Genomic DNA, 14157 nt, shown 5'->3' with positions numbered 1-14157 from the left:
TGGAATTGTTTACTATCACACGGAGGTGATTATCATGGCAATTGAAGCATTAAACAGTGCCGTCAGCTATCAGGCACAGACGACCAGACAGGCGAAGCCTGTACAGAAGACAGTTGTAGAGGACACGGAGGTTACTACTACACAGGGGAAGGCTGTAAGCGGTGATATTGCAGCGGGAACCAGGGTAGGGGAGACAGAGAGGCAGGACAGCCAGAGCGGACAGAATGGCTCCCAGAATCAGCAGCCCAGTAATGAACAGTTGAAGAAGGCGGTAGAGCAGCTGAATAAGAGTATGCCGCATTCAGAGGCAATCTTCGGATTCCATGAGGAAACAAACAGAGTGACCATCAAGATCATAGATAAGGATACCAAGGAAGTGATCAGGGAGCTTCCTCCCGAAAAGACTCTTGACATGATCGCCAAGGTATGGGAGCTTGCTGGAATTTTAGTGGATGAGAAGAGATAGGAGGATATGATATGTCAATGAGAATGACCGGTATGTTTTCCGGTATGGATACGGAAAGCATCATTCAGGAGCTGGTCAGTGCCAAACGGACAAAAGTAGATACACAGAAAAAAGCACAGACCAAGCTTGAGTGGAAGCAGGATGCCTGGAAGGATCTGAATACCAAGCTGAAGAATCTTCAGTCCAAATATATCGCAAATATGCGTTTTTCTGATGCATACAGCAAAAAAACGACCAAGGTTTCCAACAGCAGCGCAGTCAGTGTGATCACAGGTGAAGGTGCTGTGAATGGAGTGCAGACCCTGGAAGTTTCCAGACTTGCCAAAACTGCTTACCTGACAGGTGGTAAGATTCAGAGTAGTAAGGAGGTAACGGCGCTTACGACTCTTGGAGACCTGGATGCAACACTGGGAGATGATTTTTCCGGTACGATTACAGTTGGAGCCGGAGACAAGCAGAAAACACTTAATATTGATAAGAATACCAGTATTTCAACGGTGCTGAATACTATGAAGGAAGCGGGTTTAAATGCCAGCTACGATGCCGGACAGAAGAGGTTCTTTGTCAGCGCTAAAACATCAGGTGAGGATGGTAACTTCAGTATCACAAGTGGTGATGCAAGCGGACAGAAGGCACTTAAGATGCTTGGCATCTCCTATGATGCGAGTGCAGAGTCTACCGGTAAAAGTGATGATGAGGCTGCAGCGCATTATACCAAGGGACAGGATGCGGAGATTTATCTGAATGGTGCCAAATTTACCGACAGCACCAATGTATTTGAGATCAACGGGCTGACCTTTACTGCACTTTCTGCAACAGCACCGGGAGAGACAGTTACTGTGACCACAGAGCAGGATACTGATGGTATCTATGACATGGTCAAGAATTTCCTGAAGGAATATAACAGTGTGATCAACGAAATGGATAAGCTGTACAATGCAGATTCCGCCAAGGGCTATGAGCCGCTGACGGATGATGAGAAGGAGTCCTTGTCCGATTCTGAGGTTGAGAAATATGAAAAGAAGATCAAGGATGCCCTGCTCCGGAGAGATGACAATCTTTCCACAGTAAATTCTGCTCTGCAGCAGATCATGTCAGGCGGCGTTGAGGTTGGCGGCAAGACCATGTATCTGAGTGATTTTGGCATCGATACCCTCGGCTATTTTACAGCAGCTGAGAATGAGAAGCATGCTTATCATATCGATGGAGATTCAGATGATGCCAGTACCGCTGGCAATGCTGACAAGCTGAAGACCATGATCTCCAATGATCCGGACACGGTTATTTCCTTCTTTACGTCACTGTCCCAGAAGCTGTATGGCAAGATGACAGACCTTTCCAAGTCAGTAGACGGCTACAGAACCTTTGGTAATTTCTATGATGACAAGAAAATGAAGTCGGATTACGAGGATTACACAAGCAAGATCAAGGAGCTGGAGAAGAAGCTTCAGGATTATGAGGATAAATGGTACTCCAAATTCAGCAAGATGGAAACCGCACTGGCCAAGATGCAGTCAAATTCCAGCGCAGTAACAGGATTATTAGGAGGCTCATGACATGGCGTTACCAAATGCGTATGCCCAGTATAACAATAGCAAGGTGCTGACAGCGTCACCGGCAGAGCTGACACTGATGCTCTATGAGGGAGCGATCAAATTCTGTAATGTGGCGATCGATGCTGTAGAGCGTAAGGATATAGCAAAGGCACATACTAATATTGTCAAGGTAGAGAATATTATCGATTATCTCCGGAAGACATTGGATATGAAGTATCCGGTAGCACAGGATTTTGAAAGGATGTATGTCTATCTGGATCAGAGACTTGTAGAGGCAAATGTAAAGAAGGATGTGGAGATCCTTGAAGAGATCCGTGATCACCTGCATGCCATCCGGGATAACTGGAAGGAAGTTATGCGGGTTAATAGAGAGAAAGGAAGAGTATGATCGATAATTACCTGGGAATACTGGAAGACAGTCTGCATAAGAAGCTTGACGTACTGGAGGAGATCACAGCCTACAATAAACATCAGGAAGAACTTCTGAAAAAGGACACAGTATCCATGGAAGAACTGGACACCAATATGGAACAGAAGGATGTTTTGATACAGAAGCTGACAGAGCTGGATGAAGGCTTTGAAGCACTGTATGAAAGAATCCGGGAGCAGCTGCTTACAAATAAGGATGCTTATAAGGATCAGATCAGAAGGATTCAGGGATTGATTTCCGAGGTGACAGAAAAAGGAGTTTCCATTAAAGCCCAGGAGACCAGAAATAAAAAGCTGGTGGAGGATTACTTTATAAGAGAACGGAGAGAGCTCCAGAAGGGAAGGAAGGCTTCCCGGACAGCATATGGATATTATAAGAACATGAGTGGCAACAATGTAATACCACCGCAGTTCATGGATCAGAAAAAATAAATATGAGCCAAATACACAATAAATAAAACAGAAGGAATAGGCTTTGCCTGTTCCTTCTTGCATTATGGGGCTTTTAACCGGATTTTTCGGTACTTTGGTAACAGTTTATAAAAAATTAAGTATTTTATCAGTGACGAAATATCGAGAATGTGATATACTTGCATGAAGAACAAAGATATATGAATTATAAACAGGAAACGCTAATGGAGGTTTGAAAATGACCAAAGCAGAAATTTTAAAGGCCGAAATTTTAAAGCAATACAAGAGTGTCAGACAGTTTGCCCTTGAAATGGGAATTCCTTACAGTACTCTTGTGACTGCCCTTGACAGAGGAATTGAGGGCATGGCATATGGAACGGTGATCCGTATGTGCGACAAGCTGAGTCTGAATCCGGTTGACTTTTCTTCTCTTGAAAAGGGAGAGTCATTGGGAGAGAGGATTCTTGAAAACAGAGTTATGCAGTATTATGTGCTTCTGAACAAGAAGGGACGTAAGAAGATCCTTGAAATGATGGAAGACTATTCACAGCTTGATAAGTATAAGGAACAGTAAGAGTTAAAAAACCTCACTTACCGGTATGGACTGGGAAGTGAGGTTTTTTAACAGTAGTAATTGAACATCATGCCGCTGTAGGCACTGGCTGCATAGGGAGCCGGGAAGTTGTGCCCGGGATTCTTGTAGGCCACGATGGTCTTCTCCACGTATTGCATGGGATTCAGGGAGACATCATTTATTTTTTTAAGGATAGAATCCGTAAAATCCTTAAGAGTGTCATAACCGTGGAAGCCTTTTTCGGAAAGGGCAGTCTGTGTGAATGTGTTTTTGTCGAGACTAAGAGAACCATCCTCCTGCCTTGAGATGCCAAGCTCGGAAAAAGACTGCGCATACTGGGAGGACAGATGATTCATTTCACGAAGAAGCCGGCGGCTCTTGTGATAATCCACATCATAATTGCTGACAGAGGCAAGGAAAGAATTATAACCATCGATCAGATTGGAAATATTCTCAGTCAGGGATTCTACATCTGTTTTCAGACTAAGCTCAGCAGTATCCTCGGGCGAAGTGCTTGCTGCGTGCAGAGTAACTTCATACAGCTTCTCGATTGTAAAATGGTTGGAGGATGCTTCCCGCGGTTCTCCGTTCAGGGTAAATTTGGCATTGGAAGGGGAAACTGCTACCGTATTTAAACCAAAGTATGCCACACTGCCGGCTTTTTTACTGGTACTGTCATCGGAAATGACAAAGTGGAAATCCTGTCCGTCTTTAAGGCCGGTAGAGACACCTGTAAGACGCAGGGCGCTGTTCTGGCCTTCAATCAGTACATCTGCCTTAAGACCAATGTCTGCACCGGAGATCAGCCTGGCAAGACGTTCCTGTACATCCCTGTTGGTTTCCCCCTGACGGATGTTGTATTGAAACTCATAGTTCAGATCATTGACCAGGACATCAAAGGAATAGGAATCCTCTGGCAGATCTGCAAGACTTGCTGAAGGAAGAAAGCTTCCTATATTGATCTGACCGGTAGCCAGATTTTCTACAGAGATCTGGAAGGATGGAACTTCTTTCTCCGAGGCATCTCCAATAAAAGAGGTCTCCACAAGATCCGGATTACTGGAATAGGCTGTTTTTTTATTCAGCAGATCTGTGCGGTCAAGTCCGCCAAGGGAAGCAATGGTGTTCCGAAGCTGCCTTGCGTTCTCCTTCAGGCTGACAGCAAACTGGATTGATTCGTCATTTGTTTCCGGAAGGTAAAGGGGGGATTCTTTATTCAGCTTGAGGATGGTATTATAGATGCTTTTCAGTTCACTTCGTTTATGAGCATCATAACGGGTCGTGCCCTTTGGTGCATAGGCCGAAAGATAATGATTATAGATCGTATTCAGAGCTGCACTATAAGCCATAACTGCCCCTCCTTTCTTCCATGACTATCATTCTGTAAGGGAATCCTTTCCCTGATAATTAAACTAAGGGCATAATAACTCACTGTTATGTTACTATCTTAGCATGGGAGAGGTATAAATTCAAGCACAGGAGGCGTAAAAATACGCAAAAAATTAAGAAAAACATTGGGAAATGAGTTGACGGGGCAGGACAGATATGTTATAGTTATCGGGCGAGATGAGATTTAGGTCTTTTTTTTATGCTCAAAATCCGGTAAAAGATTGGAGGAATTACAATGCGTACTAAGATTACTTTAGCTTGTACAGAGTGCAAACAGCGTAACTACAATACTACAAAAGATAAGAAAGCACATCCGGACAGGATGGAGACTAAGAAGTATTGCAGATTCTGCAAAACTCACACATTACACAAGGAAACCAAATAATCTGATTGCATGAAAATGCAGCTTTGCGTAAGAAAGGAGTAGAGATGGCAGATTCCGCTAAGAAAGAAAAAGCGAATAAACCCAGCTTCTTTAAAGGCTTGAAGGCAGAGTACAAGAAGATCGTATGGCCTGACAGGAACGAAGTGCTGAAGCAGTCTGTTGCTGTTGTCTGCATTTCTATCGTACTTGGTGCAATTATCGCCGTGCTGGATTTCCTGATGCAGTACGGAGTGGATTTCCTGACAAGTCTGTAAAGTGAGGGTGGGATAATATGGCAGAAGCAAACTGGTATGTAGTACATACCTATTCAGGGTATGAAAATAAAGTCAAAGCCAATATCGAGAAAACCATCGAGAACAGACATCTGGAAGAAGAGATCCTGGAAGTCCGTGTACCCATGGAGGATGTTGTTGAGATGAAGAATGGTGCCAGGAAGACAGTCCAGAAGAAGCTGTTTCCCGGCTATGTCCTGATCAACATGATCATGAATGACGACACCTGGTATGTGGTACGGAATACCCGAGGTGTTACCGGGTTCGTAGGCCCCGGAAGTAAGCCTGTTCCGTTGACAGAGGCAGAGATGAAGCCCCTTGGTATCAAGACAGAGAATGTATCTGTTGATTTCGCAGAGGGAGATACCATTGCTGTTGTAGCCGGTGTCTGGAAGGATACGGTTGGCATTGTTCAGCGTATGGACTTTGGCAAACAGACAGCGACCATCAATGTGGAACTGTTCGGCAGGGAGACTCCTGTAGAGATTGGTTTTGCAGAAGTGAGAAAAATGTCATAGGATTGATATTTTTTAGGAAGTATTCCACAAGAAACTTCTTATTAAATATAGGAACAAAGTAAGGTCTGCGTTTACCCGCAGACAGTGGGAGCAGAACTTCAGGCTGCAGCAGAAGCTGCACGGGAGGAATGCGCCATACCACAATGCATTTATTGCATTATTATAGGAGGTGCCACAATGGCAAAGAAAGTAGAAGGATACATTAAGTTACAGATCCCTGCTGGTAAAGCTACACCAGCTCCCCCGGTTGGTCCTGCACTTGGACAGCACGGAGTTAATATCGTTGAATTCACAAAGCAGTTCAACGCAAGAACCGCTGACAAGGGTGATGTGATTATCCCTGTTGTTATTACTGTATACGCAGACAGAAGTTTCAGTTTTATTACGAAAACTCCCCCGGCTGCAGTTCTTTTAAAGAAGGCCTGCAACATTAAGTCTGGTTCTGGTACACCCAATAAGACAAAGGTAGCAACAATTTCCAAGGCTAAGCTTCAGGAAATCGCTGAGATGAAGATGCCTGACCTGAATGCAGCAAGCGTAGAGGCTGCTATGAGCATGATCGCTGGTACTGCAAGAAGTATGGGTATTACAGTAGAAGACTAATAACAAATTAATGGCAAGTGGGAGACTTAAGCGTCGTTTGAACCATAGGAGGATTAAATAATGAAACATGGAAAGAAATATACCGAGGCCGCAAAGCAGGTAGACCGTGCAGTTGCTTACGAACCTGCAGATGCAGTTGCATTAGCTAAGAAGACAGCAGTAGCTAAGTTTGATGAGACCATTGAAGTTCATATCAGAACAGGCTGTGATGGACGTCATGCTGAGCAGCAGATCCGTGGTGCAGTTGTACTGCCTAACGGAACTGGTAAGACTGTTAAGGTTCTGGTATTTGCCAAGGGTGACAAGGTAAATGAAGCAGAAGCAGCTGGTGCAGATTATGTTGGAGGAGATGAGCTGATCCCCAGGATCCAGAATGATGGATGGCTTGACTTCGACGTAGTAGTAGCTACACCTGATATGATGGGCGTTGTAGGACGTCTTGGTAAGGTTCTTGGACCTAAGGGTCTGATGCCTAACCCGAAGGCTGGTACAGTAACTATGGATGTTACTAAGGCCGTTAATGATATTAAAGCTGGTAAGATTGAGTACAGGCTTGACAAGGCTAATATCATTCATGTTCCGATCGGAAAGGCTTCCTTCAGCGAAGAGAAGCTTCAGGAGAACTTCAATGCACTGATGGATGCTATTGTAAAGGCAAGACCTTCAGCACTGAAGGGACAGTATTTAAAGAGCATCACTCTTACATCTACCATGGGACCTGGTGTAAAGGTAAGCGTAGCAAAATTCTAATCTAACCGGATGAAGAATAATGAGAGCCGCAGATTTGTTTCTGCGGCTCTTTTTGCATCTGCAGTATGTTTTATGGTATACTCATAATATGATGGTTTCAAAGAAAAAAGTTATGACAAAGAAAAAAAAGATATCTCCGGTTCTGATCTTTTTCCTGACCTTGGGAGGAATTCTCCTGGTGGGACTTTCGGGGCTTCTTTTCCTGTCACTCCAGACAGGAAAAAGAGGAGCGCAGCAGGCATGGAACACTGATGCAGATGAAAACAGCCGGCAGGATGATCTGGAAGGAAAGGATAATGCAGAAGCGGGAACACCGCTTCACAGTCTTTGGGAGATGATCCCCGAGAAGCAGGCTGCAGCAGAGGAAGAGAAAGAGCCATATGCAGATATTCTGCGGGATCCGGAATATATGGCTGCCAACCGGATCTATGAGAAGAAGAGCAGCGAGGATGGCAGGGTAACTCTCTGCTTTGCAGGGGACATTCTTTTTGATGACGAATATGCAGTGATGGCAAAGTTGAAGAGCCGGGGCGGTGCCATAGAGGATGGAATTTCTGAGACCCTGATCTCTGAGATGAGGGCTGCTGATATAATGATGATCAACAATGAATTTCCTTATACAAACAGGGGGACGCCTACAGAAGGAAAGACCTATACCTTCCGGGCGGATACGGATACCGTGCATTATCTGGATGACCTTGGCGTGGATCTGGTGTCACTTGCCAATAACCATTGCTACGATTTCGGGGAAACCGGGCTTCTGGATACACTGGATACGCTGCAGCAGGACGGGATTCCTTATGCAGGAGCAGGCAGAAATCTCGAAGAAGCGGCAGCACCGGTTTATTTTATCAGTGGTGGAATGAAGATCGGCTTTCTTTCTGCTACGCAGATCGAGAGACTGGATAATCCGGATACGAAGGGGGCCACAGAGGGGGCGGCTGGTGTATTTAGGTGCTGGAACCCGGAAAAGCTCCTTGCTGTCACAGAGGAGACCAGAAAAAACTGTGATTTTCTTGTGGTTTATATCCACTGGGGGACGGAGAACGTGGCAGAAGCGGACTGGGCACAGCTTGATCAGGCACCAAAGATCGCACAGGCCGGTGCCGATCTGATCATCGGAGATCATCCCCACTGCCTGCAGGGGATCCAGTACTTTGGGGAAACACCGGTGTTTTACAGCCTTGGAAATTTCTGGTTCAATTCTAAAACACTGGATACCTGTCTGCTGAAGGTGACACTGACAGATAGCAGGATTGAAAGTATGACCTTTATCCCCGCAGTGCAGAGTGGATGCTATACCTCCCTTGCGGAGGGAGAAGAAGGACAGCGGGTGATTTCTTATATGAATAGTCTGTCAACGGGTGTTTTTATAGGAAGTGACGGAAGCATAAGCAGGCAGGAGTGAAGTATAAAGTTAAAAATAGGGTAAAAACAGTTGACAGTGGTATAACCGGTATGCTATTATTTCAAAGGTCGATATGACCATGCCGAAGACAGTAGGTACCGGATGCGGTGTAAGCGGAGCGCCTACCGAGGAAATGAGTTTATTTCAAGTAGATTCTATCCTTCCGGACTTCGGAAGGATTTTTTTTACAAAGTAGAAACTCCTTTCGGCAGAAAATCTAAAAGGAGGTAAAGAAATGGCTAAGGTTGAGTTAAAACAGCCCGTTGTAGAAGAAATTTCTGCTCACATTAAAGATGCCCAGTCTGTTGTTCTTGTTGACTATCGTGGACTTACTGTAGAACAGGACACACAGCTTCGTAAGCAGCTTCGTGAGGCAGGAGTTACCTACAAGGTTTACAAGAACACCATGATGAACTTTGCGTTCAAGGGAACAGATTTCGAGGCACTGGCTCCTTATCTTGAGGGACCCAGCGCAGTTGCAATCTCCACAACAGATGCAACAGCACCTGCAAGAATTCTCTGCAAGTTTGCTAAGGAAGCTCCGAAGCTTGAGGTTAAGGGTGGTGTTGTTGAAGGCATCGCATATGATGCCAATGGAATCGGCGAGATCGCTAAGATTCCTTCAAGAGAAGAGCTGCTGTCCAAGCTGCTTGGAAGCATTCAGTCTCCTATCACAAACTTTGCACGTGTTATGAACCAGTTAGCAGAAAAAGGCGGAGCATCCGCATGCGAAGCACCTGCTGCTGAAGCACCCGCAGAGGAAGCCGCTCCTGCTGAAGCAGAAGCACCTGCAGAGACACCTGCAGAATAATACAAGATAATCAAACATTCCCACCAGGTGGGAGCCTATGAAAATGAAAATGGAGGAAAATAAAATGGCAAAGTTATCCACACAGGAAATTATTGATGCTATCAAAGAGTTAACTGTACTTGAGTTAAATGATTTAGTTAAAGCATGTGAAGAAGAGTTCGGCGTTTCTGCAGCAGCAGGCGTTGTAGTTGCAGCAGCAGCTGGTGATGGCGCTGCAGCAGCAGAAGAGAAGACAGAGTTCGACGTAGAGCTGACAGAAGTTGGTCCTAACAAGGTTAAGGTTATCAAGGTTGTTCGTGAAGCTACCGGTCTTGGACTGAAGGAAGCTAAGGATCTTGTTGATTCTGCTCCCAAGGTTCTTAAGGAAGGCGCTTCCAAGGAAGAAGCTGACGATATCAAGGCTAAGCTGGAAGCTGAAGGCGCTAAGGTTACTCTTAAGTAATTGTCATACGTCATATGAGAATGATAAAGCCCCGGTCACATCTGTGACTGGGGCTTTTGAAGTCCCTCTGGTAAAAAATTAGCAGCTGCAGTCAAAAAATGATTGACTGGCTTTTCATGTTGTGTTAGTATGGATAGTGCACTATTGTGGTGTGGTATGCATATTTGAAAGCGTCAAACGGTCTTTTTTAATGGGCTGCTTGGCTGAAAGCTTCATAAATCATAAAGAACGGGGTGAATGTCAATGGAAAAGAACAGAATACGTCCTATTGCCACAGGCAAGAACATGCGTATGAGTTACTCACGACAGGAAGAAGTTTTGGAGATGCCGAACCTGATAGAAGTCCAGAAAGACTCCTATAAATGGTTTCTGGATGAAGGCCTCAAGGAAGTGTTTGAGGATATCTCTCCCATCGAGGATTACAGTGGCCATTTAAGCCTTGAATTTGTTGACTTCGAGCTGTGTGAGGATGACGTAAAGTATTCTATCGAGAAGTGCAAGGAAAGGGATGCGACCTATGCAGCTCCCCTTAAGGTAAAGGTCCGTCTTTACAATAAGGAGAAGGAAGAAATCAGTGAACATGAGATCTTCATGGGTGATCTTCCGATCATGACAGAGACAGGTACTTTTGTGATTAACGGTGCAGAACGAGTTATCGTCAGCCAGCTCGTAAGATCACCTGGTATTTACTATGGTATCGGTCATGATAAGATCGGTAAGAGGCTCTTCTCCGCAACTGTAATTCCGAACAGAGGCGCGTGGCTGGAATATGAAACAGATTCCAACGATATTTTCTATGTACGTGTTGACCGTACGAGAAAGGTGCCGATCACTGTTCTGATCAGAGCACTTGGTGTAGGAACCAATGACGAGATCAGAGAGCTGTTTGGTGATGAACCCAAGATCGAAGCAAGCTTTTCCAAAGACGTTTCTGAAAATTATCAGGATGGTCTTTTAGAGTTATACAAAAAGATCCGTCCCGGTGAACCCTTAAGTGTTGAAAGCGCAGAAAGCCTGATCAATGCCATGTTCTTCGACCCCAGAAGATATGACCTTGCCAAGGTTGGACGCTACAAATTCAATAAGAAACTGGCATTCAGAAACAGGATCAGAAACCATATCCTGGCAGAGGATGTTGTGGATCCTTTTACCGGAGAGGTACTTGCACAGGCAGGAACCAAGGTTGACAGAGAACTGGCTGACAGGATCCAGAATGCGGCAGTTCCTTATGTATTTATCCAGACAGAGGAGAAGAACGTAAAGATTCTTTCCAATATGATGGTAGATATTACAAGCTTTGTTGAATGTGACCCGAAGGAGCTTGGTATCACAGAGCATGTATATTATCCTGTTCTTGCACAGATCATTGAAGAGTTCGGAGAGGATCCGGAAGCACTGGCAGATGCCATTAAGAGAAATGTGCATGAGCTGATTCCCAAGCATATTACAAAGGAAGATATTCTTGCTTCCATTAACTATAATATCCATCTGGAATACGGTATTGGTAATGATGATGATATCGACCACCTTGGCAACAGACGTATCAGAGCCGTAGGTGAGCTGCTTCAGAACCAGTACAGGATCGGTCTTTCCAGAATGGAAAGAGTTGTCCGTGAAAGAATGACAACCCATGATGCTGAGGAGGTTTCTCCTCAGGTACTTATCAACATCAAGCCGGTACAGGCAGCCGTTAAGGAGTTCTTCGGATCTTCCCAGCTGTCACAGTTCATGGATCAGAACAACCCTCTTGGTGAGCTGACCCACAAGAGACGTTTATCAGCCCTTGGTCCTGGTGGTCTGTCCAGAGACCGTGCCGGATTCGAGGTTCGAGATGTTCACTATTCCCATTATGGAAGAATGTGTCCTATCGAAACACCTGAAGGTCCTAACATTGGTCTGATCAACTCACTTGCATCCTATGCAAGAATTAATGAATATGGTTTCGTGGAGGCTCCTTACCGTAAGATTGATAAGAGTGATCCGATGAATCCGAGAGTCACCAATGAAGTAGAGTACATGACAGCGGATGAAGAGGATAATTATCATGTGGCACAGGCGAATGAGCTTCTGGATGAAGAGGGTCATTTCGTAAAGAATACAGTATCCGGCCGTTACAGGGAGGAAACTTCCGAGTATCCGAAGACCATGTTTGATTATATGGACGTATCTCCCAAGATGGTATTCTCAGTGGCAACAGCCCTGATCCCCTTCCTGGAGAACGATGATGCGAACCGTGCACTGATGGGATCCAACATGCAGAGACAGGCCGTACCACTTCTGACTACCGAAGCTCCTGTTGTGGGAACCGGTATGGAGCCCAAGGCAGCTGTTGACTCAGGTGTCTGTGTGGTGGCAAAGAAGCCTGGTGTGATAGATTATGTATCCTCTAATCTGATCAGGATGACCTGTGATGATGGAGAAAAGGTAGAGTACCATCTGACCAAGTTCTCCAGAAGCAACCAGTCCAACTGCTATAATCAGAAGCCTATCGTATTCAAGGGCAACCGTGTGGCAGCAGGCCAGGTGATCGCAGACGGTCCTTCCACTTCCATGGGTGAGCTTGCTCTTGGTAAGAACCCTCTGATCGGTTTCATGACCTGGGAAGGCTATAACTACGAGGATGCGGTTCTGTTAAGTGAAAGACTGGTACAGGATGATGTATATACATCAGTCCATATTGAAGAATATGAAGCAGAAGCACGTGATACCAAGCTGGGACCTGAAGAGATCACAAGAGATGTTCCCGGTGTTGGTGATGATGCACTGAAGGATCTGGATGAAAGAGGTATCATCCGTATCGGTGCTGAGGTTCGTGCCGGTGATATTCTGGTTGGTAAGGTAACTCCAAAGGGAGAGACTGAGCTGACAGCTGAAGAGAGACTGCTCCGTGCGATCTTCGGTGAGAAGGCAAGAGAAGTAAGAGATACCTCTTTAAAGGTACCTCATGGTGAATATGGTATTGTTGTGGATGCCAAGATCTTTACAAGAGAGAACGGCGATGAGCTGTCTCCTGGTGTAAATCAGGCTGTACGCATTTATATTGCGCAGAAGAGAAAGATTTCTGTTGGTGATAAGATGGCCGGACGTCATGGTAACAAGGGTGTTGTTTCCCGTGTACTTCCAGTAGAAGATATGCCTTACCTGCCTAATGGCCGTCCGCTGGATATCGTACTGAATCCTCTGGGTGTGCCTTCCCGTATGAATATCGGACAGGTGCTGGAGATCCATCTGTCATTGGCAGCCAAGGCACTTGGCTTTAATGTGGCAACGCCTGTCTTTGACGGTGCAAACGAAATAGATATTATGGATACCCTGGATCTGGCAAATGACTATGTCAACTTATCCTGGGAAGAATTTGAAGCAAAGCATAAGGATGAACTGCTTCCGGAGGTACTGCAGTATCTGTCAGATAACAGAGACCACAGAGCACTCTGGAAGGGCGTTCCGATCTCCAGAGATGGTAAGGTAAGACTCCGTGACGGACGTACCGGTGAGTTCTTCGACAGCCCGGTTACCATTGGCCACATGCATTACCTGAAACTCCATCATCTGGTAGATGATAAGATCCATGCACGTTCAACCGGTCCTTACTCCCTGGTTACACAGCAGCCTCTTGGTGGTAAGGCACAGTTCGGCGGACAGCGTTTCGGAGAAATGGAAGTCTGGGCTCTGGAGGCATATGGTGCATCCTATACACTTCAGGAAATCCTGACAGTGAAGTCTGATGATGTCGTAGGACGTGTAAAGACTTATGAAGCAATTATCAAGGGTGACAATATCCCGGCTCCCGGTATTCCGGAATCCTTCAAGGTACTTCTGAAGGAGCTGCAGTCTCTGGGTCTGGATGTCAGAGTACTCCGCGAGGACAATACAGAGGTAGAAATTACTGAGAACATCGACTATGGCGAAAACGATTACCGTTATGAGATCGAAGGGGACAATAAGAACTATGATTATGATAAGAGTTCTCTTTCCTCAATGGGTTATCAGCAGCAGGAATTTGACGAAGAGAGCGGTGAGCTTGTAAACGCAGAGGACGAGGAACCTGACGAGGAGTTTGATGGCGATTTCGAGGACGATCTTGCCATGGACGAATCTTTTGATGGCGATGAAGAATAAGACTGTGGATAAATAGTTATCTGG

Annotated in this window: 15 protein-coding genes and 1 other annotated feature; of the genes, 14 read left to right on the top strand and 1 reads right to left on the bottom strand. The window is 45.4% G+C overall.

Translation table 11 applies throughout. The features are described from left to right. Positions 1–34 precede the first annotated feature (34 nt). The 5 genes from OCV77_RS15070 (at position 35) to OCV77_RS15050 (ending at position 3436) form a co-directional block, all read left to right on the top strand. Positions 35–466: a flagellar protein FlaG gene (locus tag OCV77_RS15070; protein WP_262575834.1), complete on the top strand. Its 432-nt coding sequence runs from the start codon at positions 35–37 to the stop codon at positions 464–466. Positions 467–477: 11 nt separating this feature from the next. Next, positions 478–2022: a flagellar filament capping protein FliD gene (gene fliD / locus OCV77_RS15065; RefSeq protein WP_262575833.1), complete on the top strand. Its 1545-nt coding sequence runs from the start codon at positions 478–480 to the stop codon at positions 2020–2022. A gap of 1 nt (position 2023) precedes the next feature. Further along, positions 2024–2410 carry a flagellar export chaperone FliS gene (fliS, locus tag OCV77_RS15060; protein ID WP_118799043.1) on the top strand — a complete coding sequence of 129 codons (387 nt, stop codon included), beginning with the start codon at positions 2024–2026 and terminating at the stop codon, positions 2408–2410. Next, positions 2407–2883, top strand: a complete 477-nt coding sequence (gene flgN, locus OCV77_RS15055; RefSeq protein WP_262575830.1) for a flagellar protein FlgN — start codon at positions 2407–2409, stop codon at positions 2881–2883. The genes fliS and flgN overlap by 4 nt, the downstream gene beginning before the upstream one ends. Before the next feature lie 217 nt (positions 2884–3100). Then, positions 3101–3436 carry a transcriptional regulator gene (locus OCV77_RS15050; RefSeq protein WP_118799045.1) on the top strand — a complete coding sequence of 112 codons (336 nt, stop codon included), beginning with the start codon at positions 3101–3103 and terminating at the stop codon, positions 3434–3436. 47 nt (positions 3437–3483) lie between these two features. On the opposite strand, the gene fliD (OCV77_RS15045) is transcribed toward OCV77_RS15050, so the two are convergent. Further along, complete coding sequence (gene fliD / locus OCV77_RS15045; RefSeq protein WP_262575829.1) at positions 3484–4785, bottom strand: flagellar filament capping protein FliD; 1302 nt, start codon at positions 4783–4785, stop codon at positions 3484–3486. Positions 4786–5060: 275 nt separating this feature from the next. On the opposite strand from fliD (OCV77_RS15045), the gene rpmG reads away from it, so the two are divergent. The 9 genes from rpmG (at position 5061) to rpoB (ending at position 14133) form a co-directional block, all read left to right on the top strand. After that, positions 5061–5210 carry a 50S ribosomal protein L33 gene (rpmG, locus tag OCV77_RS15040; RefSeq protein WP_118799047.1) on the top strand — a complete coding sequence of 50 codons (150 nt, stop codon included), beginning with the start codon at positions 5061–5063 and terminating at the stop codon, positions 5208–5210. A gap of 44 nt (positions 5211–5254) precedes the next feature. Then, positions 5255–5464, top strand: coding sequence for a preprotein translocase subunit SecE (gene secE, locus OCV77_RS15035; RefSeq protein ID WP_118799118.1), 210 nt, complete (start codon positions 5255–5257; stop codon positions 5462–5464). A 17-nt stretch (positions 5465–5481) separates the two neighbouring features. Continuing rightward, positions 5482–6000 carry a transcription termination/antitermination protein NusG gene (gene nusG, locus OCV77_RS15030; RefSeq protein WP_262575828.1) on the top strand — a complete coding sequence of 173 codons (519 nt, stop codon included), beginning with the start codon at positions 5482–5484 and terminating at the stop codon, positions 5998–6000. A 177-nt stretch (positions 6001–6177) separates the two neighbouring features. Then, positions 6178–6603 (top strand): 50S ribosomal protein L11, encoded by a 426-nt coding sequence (rplK, locus tag OCV77_RS15025; RefSeq protein WP_118799049.1) that lies wholly within the window; start codon positions 6178–6180, stop codon positions 6601–6603. Between the two features lie 60 nt (positions 6604–6663). Beyond that, positions 6664–7353: a 50S ribosomal protein L1 gene (gene rplA, locus OCV77_RS15020; protein WP_262575827.1), complete on the top strand. Its 690-nt coding sequence runs from the start codon at positions 6664–6666 to the stop codon at positions 7351–7353. A gap of 112 nt (positions 7354–7465) precedes the next feature. After that, positions 7466–8761, top strand: coding sequence for a CapA family protein (locus OCV77_RS15015; protein WP_262575826.1), 1296 nt, complete (start codon positions 7466–7468; stop codon positions 8759–8761). 64 nt (positions 8762–8825) lie between these two features. Continuing rightward, positions 8826–8955 (top strand) — a sequence feature (ribosomal protein L10 leader region). Between the two features lie 41 nt (positions 8956–8996). Further along, a complete protein-coding gene (rplJ, locus tag OCV77_RS15010) occupies positions 8997–9572 on the top strand; it encodes a 50S ribosomal protein L10 (RefSeq protein ID WP_118799051.1) in 576 nt (191 codons plus the stop codon). A 64-nt stretch (positions 9573–9636) separates the two neighbouring features. Further along, positions 9637–10014, top strand: a complete 378-nt coding sequence (gene rplL / locus OCV77_RS15005) for a 50S ribosomal protein L7/L12 (protein ID WP_118799120.1) — start codon at positions 9637–9639, stop codon at positions 10012–10014. Between the two features lie 243 nt (positions 10015–10257). Beyond that, positions 10258–14133, top strand: coding sequence for a DNA-directed RNA polymerase subunit beta (gene rpoB / locus OCV77_RS15000; RefSeq protein ID WP_262575825.1), 3876 nt, complete (start codon positions 10258–10260; stop codon positions 14131–14133). Positions 14134–14157 lie beyond the last annotated feature (24 nt).

The organism is Suilimivivens aceti (assembly GCF_025567405.1).
GTDB lineage: Bacteria > Bacillota > Clostridia > Lachnospirales > Lachnospiraceae > Suilimivivens > Suilimivivens aceti.
The sequence above is the reverse complement of the archived record's forward strand: the minus strand, read 5'-3'. Positions and strand labels throughout refer to the sequence as shown.

What these genes read in the sequence shown, in the direction of transcription:
- OCV77_RS15070 (WP_262575834.1), top strand. Translation starts at nt 35, where the DNA reads ATGGCAATTGAAGCATTAAACAGTGCCGTCAGCTATCAGGCACAGACG.
- fliD (WP_262575833.1), top strand. Translation starts at nt 478, where the DNA reads ATGTCAATGAGAATGACCGGTATGTTTTCCGGTATGGATACGGAAAGC.
- fliS (WP_118799043.1), top strand. Translation starts at nt 2,024, where the DNA reads ATGGCGTTACCAAATGCGTATGCCCAGTATAACAATAGCAAGGTGCTG.
- flgN (WP_262575830.1), top strand. Translation starts at nt 2,407, where the DNA reads ATGATCGATAATTACCTGGGAATACTGGAAGACAGTCTGCATAAGAAG.
- OCV77_RS15050 (WP_118799045.1), top strand. Translation starts at nt 3,101, where the DNA reads ATGACCAAAGCAGAAATTTTAAAGGCCGAAATTTTAAAGCAATACAAG.
- fliD (WP_262575829.1), bottom strand. Translation starts at nt 4,785, where the DNA reads ATGGCTTATAGTGCAGCTCTGAATACGATCTATAATCATTATCTTTCG.
- rpmG (WP_118799047.1), top strand. Translation starts at nt 5,061, where the DNA reads ATGCGTACTAAGATTACTTTAGCTTGTACAGAGTGCAAACAGCGTAAC.
- secE (WP_118799118.1), top strand. Translation starts at nt 5,255, where the DNA reads ATGGCAGATTCCGCTAAGAAAGAAAAAGCGAATAAACCCAGCTTCTTT.
- nusG (WP_262575828.1), top strand. Translation starts at nt 5,482, where the DNA reads ATGGCAGAAGCAAACTGGTATGTAGTACATACCTATTCAGGGTATGAA.
- rplK (WP_118799049.1), top strand. Translation starts at nt 6,178, where the DNA reads ATGGCAAAGAAAGTAGAAGGATACATTAAGTTACAGATCCCTGCTGGT.
- rplA (WP_262575827.1), top strand. Translation starts at nt 6,664, where the DNA reads ATGAAACATGGAAAGAAATATACCGAGGCCGCAAAGCAGGTAGACCGT.
- OCV77_RS15015 (WP_262575826.1), top strand. Translation starts at nt 7,466, where the DNA reads ATGACAAAGAAAAAAAAGATATCTCCGGTTCTGATCTTTTTCCTGACC.
- rplJ (WP_118799051.1), top strand. Translation starts at nt 8,997, where the DNA reads ATGGCTAAGGTTGAGTTAAAACAGCCCGTTGTAGAAGAAATTTCTGCT.
- rplL (WP_118799120.1), top strand. Translation starts at nt 9,637, where the DNA reads ATGGCAAAGTTATCCACACAGGAAATTATTGATGCTATCAAAGAGTTA.
- rpoB (WP_262575825.1), top strand. Translation starts at nt 10,258, where the DNA reads ATGGAAAAGAACAGAATACGTCCTATTGCCACAGGCAAGAACATGCGT.